Annotated in this window: 6 protein-coding genes; 1 reads left to right on the top strand and 5 read right to left on the bottom strand. The window is 61.0% G+C overall.

The annotated features are described in order from the left end of the window. Window positions 1-65 precede the first annotated feature (65 nt). Window positions 66-539, bottom strand: coding sequence for a GNAT family N-acetyltransferase (locus ACW9HW_RS26980; protein WP_457402351.1), 474 nt, complete (start codon window positions 537-539; stop codon window positions 66-68). Between the two features lie 112 nt (window positions 540-651). Then, the gene (gene rimO / locus ACW9HW_RS26975; RefSeq protein ID WP_095197031.1) at window positions 652-1,989 is read right to left on the bottom strand and encodes a 30S ribosomal protein S12 methylthiotransferase RimO; all 1,338 of its coding nucleotides are present in this window, start codon (window positions 1,987-1,989) and stop codon (window positions 652-654) included. 288 nt (window positions 1,990-2,277) lie between these two features. Here rimO and ACW9HW_RS26970 point away from each other — a divergent pair, with 288 nt between their 5' ends. Further along, window positions 2,278-4,179 (top strand): potassium transporter Kup, encoded by a 1,902-nt coding sequence (locus ACW9HW_RS26970; RefSeq protein ID WP_457402348.1) that lies wholly within the window; start codon window positions 2,278-2,280, stop codon window positions 4,177-4,179. Window positions 4,180-4,442: 263 nt separating this feature from the next. Here the strand turns inward: ACW9HW_RS26970 and ACW9HW_RS26965 are convergent, their stop codons facing one another. From ACW9HW_RS26965 to ACW9HW_RS26955, 3 genes are all read right to left on the bottom strand, one after another. Continuing rightward, a complete protein-coding gene (locus tag ACW9HW_RS26965) occupies window positions 4,443-5,732 on the bottom strand; it encodes a virulence factor family protein (protein WP_095197028.1) in 1,290 nt (429 codons plus the stop codon). Then, window positions 5,732-8,374, bottom strand: coding sequence for a bifunctional lysylphosphatidylglycerol flippase/synthetase MprF (mprF, locus tag ACW9HW_RS26960; RefSeq protein WP_457402345.1), 2,643 nt, complete (start codon window positions 8,372-8,374; stop codon window positions 5,732-5,734). The genes ACW9HW_RS26965 and mprF overlap by 1 nt, the downstream gene beginning before the upstream one ends. A gap of 74 nt (window positions 8,375-8,448) precedes the next feature. Then, a partial coding sequence (locus tag ACW9HW_RS26955) for a hypothetical protein (protein WP_457402343.1) occupies window positions 8,449-8,667 on the bottom strand: 219 nt, incomplete at its 5' end.

Genomic DNA, 8,667 nt, shown 5'->3' with positions numbered 1-8,667 from the left:
CATTGATGTTGACTGAATGACCGCATTCGCGAGCAGGCTCGCTCCCACATTTGTTCCGGTTTGTGTCAGCCATTGCGCGACAGCTGATGAGCCTGGCGAAAACGCATATGCAGCAACGGATACGGCTGCCCCATGCCATCGACTTCCGAGCGGCCGATCACCTCGAACCCCTGCTTGAAATAGAAGCCCAGGGCTTGCGGATTTTGTTCGTTGACGTCCAGTTCATCGGCATTCAGGTGTTCCATGGCATAGCGCAACAACTGCTTGCCCAGGCCCTGGCCGCGATGTGCCGGTTCGATGAAGAGCATTTCGATCTTGCCCGCCGCGACGCCGGCGAAGCCGGTGATGTGCTGATGCGAGTCTTTGGTGCAGATCAGCATCACCGCGTCGAGGTAGCGGGTCAGCACCAGGTTCTTCAGCAGTTCGATGTAGCTGTCCGGCAGAAAGTCATGGGTGGCGCGCACCGACGCTTCCCAGACTCGTGTCAGTTCTTCGTAGTCGCTCAGTTTCGGTGTATGGATGACCGAATGTTGGCGCATGCCCGCCTGCCCCTTGTGTTGTTTGAGAGGAAAATCCGTTCCACACAAAACGATAGCCGTAAAAAAGCCCCGCATCTCGTCAAGAGAGCGGGGCTTTTCATATTTTTTGCGCTTAGATCTGTTCGGCCCAGAGGTCGTATTCGTCGGCGTCGGTCACCTTGCACCAGACTTTGTCGCCCGGCTTGAGGTTGCTGCCGTTATCGATGAACACGTTGCCGTCGATTTCCGGGGCATCGAAGAAGCAGCGCCCGACCGCGCCTTGCTCGTCGACTTCATCGACCAGTACTTCGATTTCACGGCCGATGCGCATTTGCAGGCGCGCCGAGCTGATGGCCTGCTGGTGCGCCATGAAGCGCTCCCAACGGTCCTGCTTGACGTCATCCGGCACCACGTCCAGATCCAGATCGTTGGCAGGAGCACCTTCGACCGGCGAGTACTGGAAGCAGCCGACGCGGTCGAGCTGGGCTTCGGTCAACCAGTTCAGCAGGTACTGGAAGTCCTCTTCGGTTTCGCCGGGGAAGCCGACGATGAAGGTCGAACGGATGATCAGGTCCGGGCAGATTTCGCGCCAGTTCTTGATGCGCGCCAGGGTCTTGTCTTCGAACGCCGGGCGCTTCATCGACTTCAGCACTTTCGGGCTGGCGTGCTGGAACGGGATGTCCAGGTACGGCAGGATCTTGCCGGCGGCCATCAGCGGGATCAGCTCGTCAACGTGCGGGTACGGGTAGACGTAGTGCAGGCGAACCCAGACACCCAGGGTGCTCAGGGCTTCGCAGAGTTCGGTCATGCGGGTTTTCACCGGCGCGCCGTTCCAGAAACCGGTGCGGTATTTCACGTCGACGCCGTAGGCGCTGGTGTCCTGGGAGATCACCAGCAGCTCCTTGACGCCGGACTTGACCAGGCGCTGGGCCTCGTCGAGTACATCACCCACCGGACGGCTGACCAGTTTGCCGCGCATCGACGGGATGATGCAGAAGCTGCAGCTGTGGTTGCAGCCTTCGGAAATCTTCAGATAGGCGTAGTGGCGCGGGGTCAACTTGATCCCTTGCGGCGGCACCAGGTCGATCAGCGGGTTGTGATCCTGCTTCGGTGGCACCACTTCGTGCACGGCATTGACCACTTGCTCGTACTGTTGCGGGCCGGTGACGGCCAGCACGCTCGGGTGCACATTGCGGATATTGCCTTCTTCGACGCCCATGCAGCCGGTCACGATGACCTTGCCGTTTTCCTTGATGGCCTCGCCGATCACTTCCAGGGATTCCGCCTTGGCCGAATCGATGAAGCCGCAGGTATTGACCACCACGACATCGGCGTCCTGATAGGTGGACACGACGTCATAGCCTTCCATACGCAGCTGGGTGAGGATGCGCTCGGAGTCGACCAGTGCTTTCGGGCAACCCAGGGATACGAAGCCAACCTTTGGATTGGCCGGCGCAGGAGTGGTGGACATGTCTAACCTCGGTATTTGTGACGCCTCCAGCCGACAAAGGGCAAGGCGACAAACGGGCGCTTGGCGCGCCTCTGATCAAAAAGTGCGCAATTCTAGCGATGGCGGGCGCTCTTGACCAGCTTTATGGAGGGAAATGCGACGAGTGCTGCGCTATGCTTCGCGCCGTTGAGCTTTACCGATTTTTTACAGTCAAGAAAACGTCTGTAACAACAAGTAAAACAGCGCATGCTGCACTACAAAGCATAGTGCTTCGTTCGAAGAAGCCGGTCTGGGAATCAGGAGTGTTGGATGGGTCAGGCAAGTAGTCACGCGGCGGGCGCCGGGCATTCGGCGGCGAAGCCGATCGGCATGCTGGTCGCGGCGGTCGGGGTGGTTTATGGCGACATCGGCACGAGCCCGCTGTACACCCTCAAAGAAGTGTTCTCCGGCGACTATGGCGTACCGGTCAACCATGACGGCGTGTTGGGGATTCTGGCGCTGATCTTCTGGTCGCTGATCTGGGTCGTTTCAATCAAGTACATGATGTTTGTGCTGCGCGCCGACAACCAGGGCGAAGGCGGGATCATGGCCTTGACCGCGCTGGCGCGGCGGGCGGCGGCGGGGCACGCCAAGTTGCGTACCCTGCTGGTGGTCTGCGGGCTGATCGGCGCGGCACTGTTCTATGGCGACAGCATGATCACCCCGGCGATTTCCGTGCTGTCGGCCATTGAAGGCCTGGGGCTGGCATTCGAGGGTATCGACCACTGGGTGGTGCCGCTGTCACTGGTGGTGCTGGTTGCGCTGTTTCTGATTCAGCGCCACGGCACCGCGCGCATCGGCATTTTGTTCGGCCCCATCATGGTCACCTGGTTCGTGGTGCTGGGAGCGCTGGGTGTCCATGGCATCCTCCAGCACCCGGAAGTGTTGCAAGCGGTGAATCCGGTATGGGGGGTGCGCTTTTTCATCGTGCACCCGGGCATGGGCGTGGCGATCCTTGGCGCGGTGGTCCTGGCATTGACCGGTGCCGAAGCGCTGTACGCCGACATGGGCCACTTCGGCCGCAAGCCCATCGCCCGTGCCTGGTTCATCCTCGTGCTGCCGGCGCTGGTGCTGAACTACTTCGGCCAGGGCGCGCTGCTGCTTGGCGATCCTGAGGCAGCACGCAACCCGTTTTATCTGTTGGCGCCCAGCTGGGCGTTGATTCCGCTGGTCGGTTTGTCGACCCTGGCCACGGTGATTGCCTCCCAGGCAGTGATTTCCGGTGCGTTCTCCCTGACTCGTCAGGCCATCCAGCTTGGTTACATTCCGCGCATGCACATCCAGCACACCTCCAGCGCCGAGCAAGGCCAGATTTATATCGGTGCGGTGAACTGGGCACTGATGGTCGGCGTGATTCTGCTGGTGATCGGTTTCGAATCCTCCGATGCCCTGGCTTCGGCCTATGGCGTGGCGGTGACGGGCACGATGCTGATGACCACCATTCTGGTGTCGGCCGTGATCCTGCTGTTGTGGAAGTGGCCGCCTGTTTTCGCGGTACCGTTGTTGCTCGGCTTCCTGTTGGTTGATGGTCTGTACTTTGCCGCCAACGTGCCGAAAATCATCCAGGGCGGGGCATTTCCGGTGATTGCCGGTTTCGCCTTGTTCGTGCTGATGACCACCTGGAAACGTGGCAAGCAGTTGCTGGTGGAGCGGATTGACGAGGGTGGGCTGCCGCTGCCGATTTTCATCAGCAGTATCGCGGTGCAACCGCCACATCGCGTGCAGGGCACGGCGGTGTTCCTTACCGCGCGACCGGATGCCGTGCCCCACGCGCTGCTGCACAACCTGTTGCACAACCAGGTGCTGCATGAGCAAGTGGTGCTGCTGACGGTGGTATACGAAGACATTCCGCGGGTTCCGCCGAACCGGCGCTTCGAGGTCGAATCCCACGGCGAGGGTTTCTTCCGGGTGATTCTGCATTTTGGCTTCACCGATGAGCCGGATGTGCCGCAGGCGCTGAAACTGTGTCATCTCGATGAACTGGATTTCAGCCCGATGCGCACCACGTACTTCCTCAGCCGCGAGACGGTCATCGCCTCCAAACTCGAAGGCATGTCACGCTGGCGCGAGGCGCTGTTCGCTTTCATGTTGCAGAACGCCAACGGCAACCTGCGCTTCTTCAATCTGCCGCTGAATCGGGTGATTGAGCTGGGGACGCAGGTGGAGATGTAAGCACTGCCTCATCAAAAAGCCCCCGGTGGCCTTGCGGCTGCGGGGGCTTTTTTGTTGTCTGGTATCTGATCCAACACCAATGAAAATCCCCTGTGGGAGCGAGCCTGCTCGCGAAAGCGGATTTTCAGTCGACTCAAATACTGAATGTCAGTCCGCCTTCGCGAGCAGGCTCGCTCCCACAAGCGTTCCTTGGTATCTGCCGGAACGAAAAAAGCCCCCGCAACCGAATGGCTGCGAGGGCTTTTTCATGCGCGGGACTCAGATCACTCTTCAGCCACCTTGGTCTGACGCTTCTCGATCACATCCACCAACCGCCGGGCCAGTTTCGGGTAGTTCTCGTCGAAGTGATGACCGCCAGGCAATTTGATGGTTTCGCCCACGGCGGTCTTGTCGGTGCAGCCACTTTCGTCGATTTCTTCTTCGCCGAAGATGCACACCACCTTGGCGGGTGGCAGCTTGGCCATTTCCGGGCCGGTGGCGGCTTCCTTGCCGGCATTGCCGAGCCAGCCTTCGACTTCGATTTCGAAACTGCCGGTGCGGGCGAAGGCCAGGAGGATGATTGCGTCGACGCGTTGCTGCTCGGACTCGGGCAGGCGGTTGTAGATCGCCGGCAGGACGTCGGCGCCGAACGAGTAACCGGTCAGGATGAAGCGCTTGGTGCCCCATTTCTGCCGGTAGTGCTGCATCAGTTCGGTGAGGTCCAGTGCGCTTTGCTCGGGGCTCTTGTGCTGCCAGTAGTAGCGCAGGGTGTCGATGCCGACCACCGGATAGCCGATCTTGGCCATTTCGCCCGCGACATCGCGGTCCAGGTCACGCCAGCCGCCATCACCGGACAGGAACAGGGTCACGGTGTCTTTTGCCTGGCCCGCTGGCACTTCGACCACCGGAATCTGCAGGCCACCCGCGGCTTTGTCGCCGCCGACGAGGATTTTGCGCAGTTCGTTGTTCAGTACTTGCGGCAGGTTGATGTCGTAGTCGCTGATGCTGGTTTCGGCATTGGGTTGGTCGCGCACGAAACCGGCGCTGGTGTCATCCGGGTTGTCGTTCCAAGCCACCAGCCAGTGGCCGTGGGCGGCGCTTTTCGGCAGCAAGTGCGTGCAGCCGGGTTTTTCCAGGGCCAGGTCCACCGAGACAGCCTGAGACTTGTCGTCTTTCTGCTCGGACAACCAGCGCCAGGCCAGAACGGCGCCGGGGCCGATACCGCTGACCAGGGTCGCCGGGCCCTTGAGTTCTCTGAGGCCCGCTTGCAGCGCCCGGCTTTGCAGCAGGCAGTCCTTGGGCAGGATCACCTGAACGATCTGCGCCGAGCCGCTGCGACTGAGGGTCAGCAATTGTTTGTCGCTGAGTTTCTGGTCTTCATTGACTGCCACCAGCACGTGGGCGCGCGGGGTGCTGCCAGGGATGACGCGGGTCATTGCAGCACCGTCGGCAGGCGTCAGTTGTTCCAGGGTCGGTTCCGGAGCCGGGCGTTTCAGATACCAGTAACCACCACCGAGAATCAGGGCCAGCACAACCAGCGTGCCCAATACATAGCGCAAGGAGCGTTGAATCATCAGCGTTTCACCAATCCAGTCAAGCCGCCTGCGATCAGGGCAGCAGTGTCGGCCAGGGCTACCAGCGGATCGAGTCCGGCGGGCACGGCCATATAACGGGGTTCCCAGTCAGGCTGGAATTTGTCTTTGAAGCGGCGCAAGCCTTGGAAGTTGTAGAGCTGCTCACCACGGCGGAATACCATCGAGCCCAGGCGCTGGGTCAATGGCGCGCCGCGACGGGGTTGCAACCCCGACAACGGCACCATGCCCAGGCTGAAGCGCGCGTATCCGTGACTCTTATAGTGTTGGATCAGGCCGACCATCATGAACTCCATGGTCAGCTTGGGAGCGTCCGGGTGCGCGCGCATCAGGTCGAGACTGGCCAGGTCATGGCCGTAGGTCTCGAGCAGGTTGGCGAACGCCACCGGGCGCCCTTCGAAACGGATCACCGCAATGCGGAAATGCTTGAGGTAGTCATCACTGAAGCGGCCGAGGGAGAAGCCTTTCTCGCGCACGTTCTTGCCGGTCAGCCAGGCGTCGGAAATCACCTTGAGCTCATCCATCGGCGCCTGGCCCGGCTCGAAGATCTCCAGCGACAGGCCATCGCGGGTGCCACGATTCCAGGTGTAGCGCAGATCCTTCATCTCTTTGCCCTTGGCTTCGAGATCAAAACGCTTGAGATCGACCCGCGCTTCTTCACCGAGCTTGATCGCGGTCAGGCCGATGTCCATGTAATACGGCAGGTTCTCCGCGCGGACTTGATAAAACACGGGGCGGGCATGGTGGATGTCGCACAGGTCACGGAATTGCCAGATCATTTCTGCTCGTTGCTGGCCCGGACCGATCGGGTCATACAGCGCCACGAGGCTGCGGCCACGACGGGCGTACATCAGGAACGCCTCGTCGTTGGGATGAAACAGCAGCGCCTTGTCACCGGTCAGGGCCAGGCCGCCATCCGGTTGGGCTGAGGCCATGAGGATCTTGCTCGCGCGCTCCAGTTCTTCGGGTGTCGGCAGGTGGATCACCGGACGCGCCGTGCGCAGCAACCAGGTCAGTGACACCACCAACAGCAGCACCGCCGCACCCAGCAGCGAACGCAAGCCACGGGGCGCATCGGCGTCGAGGGTGAACTGCCACCAGAGCTGATGGCTGTAGGGAACGTCCTGGTAGGCGAACAACAGTAGCCACATCGACGCACCCAGTACACACAGGCTGGCCACCAGGTACAGCGGCGAAAACGGCAGCTCGGTCAGGCGGCTGGGGCGATAGAACGAGCGGCGGAAAACCCCGAGCAGGCTTGCGGTCAGGACCATCAGGCTGGCTTCTTCCCAGTCGAAACCCTTGAGTAGGGAGAGCAGGGCACCGACCAGCAACAGAATAGTGGTCAGCATCCACGCCGCCGACAACCTGCGGCGCAAGCCCTGGGCCAACAGCAGGCACAGCACGCCGATCAGGCTGGCACCAAAGTGCGAGGCATCGACCAGGCGATGGGGGATCAGAAAACCGATATGTTCCAGGCGGGTATCGATTTCCGGGGTGGCTCCAGAGAACAGCAGCACCACGCCGGACAGAAACACCAGCACCGCGAGTATGGGCGCGGCCAGGCCTGATGCCGCACGCAAGGTCTGGCGTGTCTGGAACAGGCGCTGACCCTCGTTGACCAGCAACAGCAGGCAAGCTACCAGCATCGGTAGCACGACATAGATCAGGCGATAGAGCAGCAGGGCGGCGGCCAGCGGTGCGGCGCCGAGCTTGTCGGAGAACGCCGCCAGGAGAATCGCTTCAAATACCCCGACACCACCCGGCACATGGCTGAGTACGCCGGCGGCCAGCGCCAGCAGATACACCAGCAGGAATGCGCCGAAGGGCGGTGCTTCCGGCAACAATAGGTAAAGCACGGTGGCGGCGGCGGCCACGTCGAGCGCGGTAATCACCAGTTGCAGGAAGGTCAGGCGCCGGCCCGGCAGGCGCAAGGTGCGGCGGCCGACTTTTACCAACAGATTGTCGGCATACGGTTGTTCCGGCAGACGTCGACGGTAAATGCCGATCGCGAGCGCGGCAAACAACACCAGTACTGCCGCAGCGAGGGTGCCCAGCAAGGACTCGGAAAGCCCCAGAGCGGCAGAGGCACCGGGCAGATTGCTGAGGGTTGCCAGTGCGGCGAGCGGCGGTAGGGCACAGCCGAGGGAGAGGCTGGCGAACAACGTCATGTGGGCGACTTCAGTGGCTCCCAGACCGTGTCGTGCATAAAGACGGTAGCGAACCGAACCGCCCGAGAGCATTGAAAGGCCGATGGCATTACCGATGGCGAACGCGGTGAAGCCGCCCAGGGCCAGGGTTCGCGCAGCCAGGTTCACGCCGGCGTAGCGACTGGCCGACCATTCGTAACCCAGCAAAATGATGAAGCCTGCCACGGTGGCACCCAATGCGCCGAGCAAGGCCGGTTTGGGCACTTCCAGGATCGAATCGTGCAGCGCGTCCAGATCGAGTTCGCTCAGCAAATGTCGACAGGCAACCAGCGCGATCGCAAACAACAGTAGTGTGACCGCCAGGCCGATGGGCTGACGGTATTTGCTGACGCGTTCAAGCAAGCGCAGCCGCTCAGCCTTGATCGGTTGTGTTGCTGTGACGGTGTCTTGTGAGTCAGACGAGTTGGCGCGCATCAATCACCTCTTGGATTGTGCGCGACAGGATGGGGGTATCCAGCCAAGTTACCAATCCCTGTAGAAAAAAATAATCACAAATTGTAACGCCTGCCGCTGGGTGTTCGCGACGGCGCGTCCTCAGTCGGAGAGGGCTGGGTCTGCGATTGAGCATAGTCCGGACTCGGCGCATTGGTGACTCCCAACGGCTCACCACACAGTGACAGATCATTGTTGCGAAAGGACTTTTTCAACAGATACAAAAAAGGCCACTCTTTCGAGTAGCCTTTTTTGATGTTTGGTTGCGGGAGCCG

It is taken from the genome of Pseudomonas sp. SDO5532_S415, assembly GCF_054071155.1.
Note: the sequence above shows the minus strand (reverse complement) of the source record. Positions and strands in the feature narration are given on the sequence as shown.